Source organism: Acinetobacter sp. YH12096 (assembly GCF_013419215.1).
Lineage (GTDB): Bacteria > Pseudomonadota > Gammaproteobacteria > Pseudomonadales > Moraxellaceae > Acinetobacter > Acinetobacter amyesii.
Genome location: NZ_VPAM01000074.1, coordinates 1 through 2,575, shown reverse-complemented (window position 1 = coordinate 2,575; position 2,575 = coordinate 1). Strand labels below are relative to the sequence as shown.

Below are 2,575 nucleotides of genomic sequence, written 5' to 3'. Positions count from 1 at the left end.
GTAAGCGTCCGCTGAACCCCATGCCTATTTTTTAATTTGAGTTGGATTTCCAGCGATGTGGCAGTAATTCTTCAATCTGAGTCACTTTATGTGTCGGCAACCTTTTCAGCACATCACTTAAATAGGCATAGGGATCCAGCCCATTCAGCTTTGCTGACTGGATTAATGTCATAATATTGGCTGCTCGCTGACCGCTGCGCAGCGAACCTGCAAATAACCAGTTCTTACGTCCCAACGCCCAGGGGCGCATCTGGTTTTCCACCCAGTTATTGCAAATCGGTAGATTGCCATCATCCAGATAGCGGCTTAAGGCTGGCCAACGCTTCAGAGTGTAATTGATGGCCTTGGCGGTAGGAGAACTCGATGGCACTGTCAGATGATGTTGGTTGAGCCATTCATATAGTTGTTGCATCACTGGTTGACTATGCTGTTGTCGGTATTCGCGGCGGTCTTCCGCTGTACCATCGGTCTTTTTCCTGAGTTCTGCTTCTATCGCATACAGTTTCTGAATCAGCACTAAGGCCTGTTCAGCGACCTGACTTTTCCCAGTTACATGCAGTTCATGGAATTTACGACGTGCATGGGCCATGCAGCCCACCTCTATGACCTGGCCTGATTTAAAGCGTGCTTTATAACCACTGTAATCATCACAGACTAGATAGCCCTGCCAGCCTTTCAAGAACTCTGCAGCATGCTGGCCTGAACGACTATCCTGAAAGTCATAGATCACCGCCTGAACTGGATTGTACTGTGTGGTGGCATAGGCCCAGACATAACCTTTCTTCGGTTTTTTATCATTCTCACCCATCCGCATGATGGTGACTGGTGTTTCATCTGCATGCAGCACCTGCTGTTGTAGTACCACCTCTTTTAAGGCATTGGCCAGAGGTTCCAGTTCCACACCGCAGCGACCTATCCAGTCAGATAAAGTTGATCTAGAAAGTTCGATTCCCGCCCGCTGATAGATCAGACGTTGACGGTACAGCGGCAAATGATCGGCATACTTCGATACCAGCACATGGCTGAGCAATTCAGGTGAAGCAATGCCTTTATCAATCACATAGGCGGGCATCGCTTGCTGAGTCAGAGTGTCACACTGATCACAGACCCATTTACCACGCACATGCTGTTCCTTATAGAACTGTGCCGGTCTGAAATGCAGTTTTTCACTGATATCTTCGCCGATACGACGTAACTGGCAGCCACAACTGCATTGGGTTGATGCAGGTTCATGCTCAATACGGATGGTGTGTAGATGATCTGGCAGCAGTCGACGTTTAGGTTTGTTGACTGTGGCTTTCTGTGTCGCTGCATGGGTTTTATCTGCATTTAATCGTTCTAATTCCAGATCAACGGCTGCGATATCTTCTTCGACCGCCTCATCCCACAGATGGATTTGTTTTGCGGTGAGATGTTCGTTTTTACTGCCGAATTTATGCTGTTTAAACAGCGCCAGTTCATGCTCGTATTTTTGATTGAGAATAGAAAGATGCTGAACTTTAGAATCTAATTGCTGATTGGTGACTTCAAGATGTTGAACTTTGGCATCTAATTGTTGATTTGATACTTCCAGATGTTGAACTTGAGCATCTAATTGTTGTTTATCTTCTGCGAGTTGTTGATGCTGCATCGCCAACTGCCGGGTGAATTCCAGCAGTTGTTCATGGGTCAGTTGGCTTAAATCTGGCAGCGTATTCATGACCGCAGTATGCCTGAGGTCATGAGAAGAATGAAATAGAACGTTTGGAGGATGGCAGAATAGCCGAGCTTGGTTTAGAGCATCGTGACCACCTGCTGTCGTCCAATGCGCTGCCAAGGCAAACCCTGGATTAATGCCTGTAACTGTTCCGGGTTGAGAGCTACGCTTTCACCCTGGTGAACTTTAGCCCAGTGGAATTTTCCCTGTTCCAAACGCCGGGCACACAGCCAGATGCCCAGTCCATCATGTACCAGCACTTTCATGCGATGGCCACGTTTATTACAGAACAGGTAAGCACAATGCGGTTTAATGTAGCCAAAGGCTCTCACCACCTGAGCCATGACAGTATCCATCCCTGCTCGCATATCCAGAGGTTGGGTAGAAAGCCAGATTTCATCGATACGGATCATGTTGCCAGCACCTTGAGTAATTCTGCCAAGGCAGGTATTTCTGATACTTGCCATTTCAAGCCAATTTCTGCTTTTGAGTGGGGTAAAGTAATTTGAACTTTTAACATGTCAGTAGGAGTAGGATCTAATGGTGCAGAGCAAGATAAGGCAATAAATGCAGGTTTATTCGGTAGTGGTGAGCGATCACTCCCTGGCTTAGCATCAATTAAGCGAATCCATTTGGATACAAGATTTGTATTCAATCCATGTTGCAAAGCGACTGAAGCAATTGAAACGTCCGGTGCTTTACAAGCCTGAACGATCTGCTGTTTAAATTCAGCACTGTATGTTCTTCGTTTTTTCGCAAGAGATGCGATGGATGTCTGATGATTTGTAGTCATAAATTTAAGTCCCCACTTGTTTCTAAGTGGGGACTAAATTAAGGCTTATAGGATGAATTCAGAAGGTGTGTTCAGCGGACGCTTAC

General features: G+C 46.3%; 3 protein-coding genes. All 3 read right to left on the bottom strand.

What is annotated here, in order from left to right; all coding sequences use genetic code 11:
• Positions 1-31: 31 nt before the first annotated feature.
• The gene (locus FTU36_RS16485; protein ID WP_180009710.1) at positions 32-1,699 is read right to left on the bottom strand and encodes an IS66 family transposase; all 1,668 of its coding nucleotides are present in this window, start codon (positions 1,697-1,699) and stop codon (positions 32-34) included.
• A 74-nt stretch (positions 1,700-1,773) separates the two neighbouring features.
• Positions 1,774-2,109: an IS66 family insertion sequence element accessory protein TnpB gene (gene tnpB, locus FTU36_RS16480; RefSeq protein WP_004828548.1), complete on the bottom strand. Its 336-nt coding sequence runs from the start codon at positions 2,107-2,109 to the stop codon at positions 1,774-1,776.
• Positions 2,106-2,489 carry a transposase gene (locus FTU36_RS16475; protein ID WP_004828545.1) on the bottom strand — a complete coding sequence of 128 codons (384 nt, stop codon included), beginning with the start codon at positions 2,487-2,489 and terminating at the stop codon, positions 2,106-2,108. The genes tnpB and FTU36_RS16475 overlap by 4 nt, the downstream gene beginning before the upstream one ends.
• Positions 2,490-2,575 lie beyond the last annotated feature (86 nt).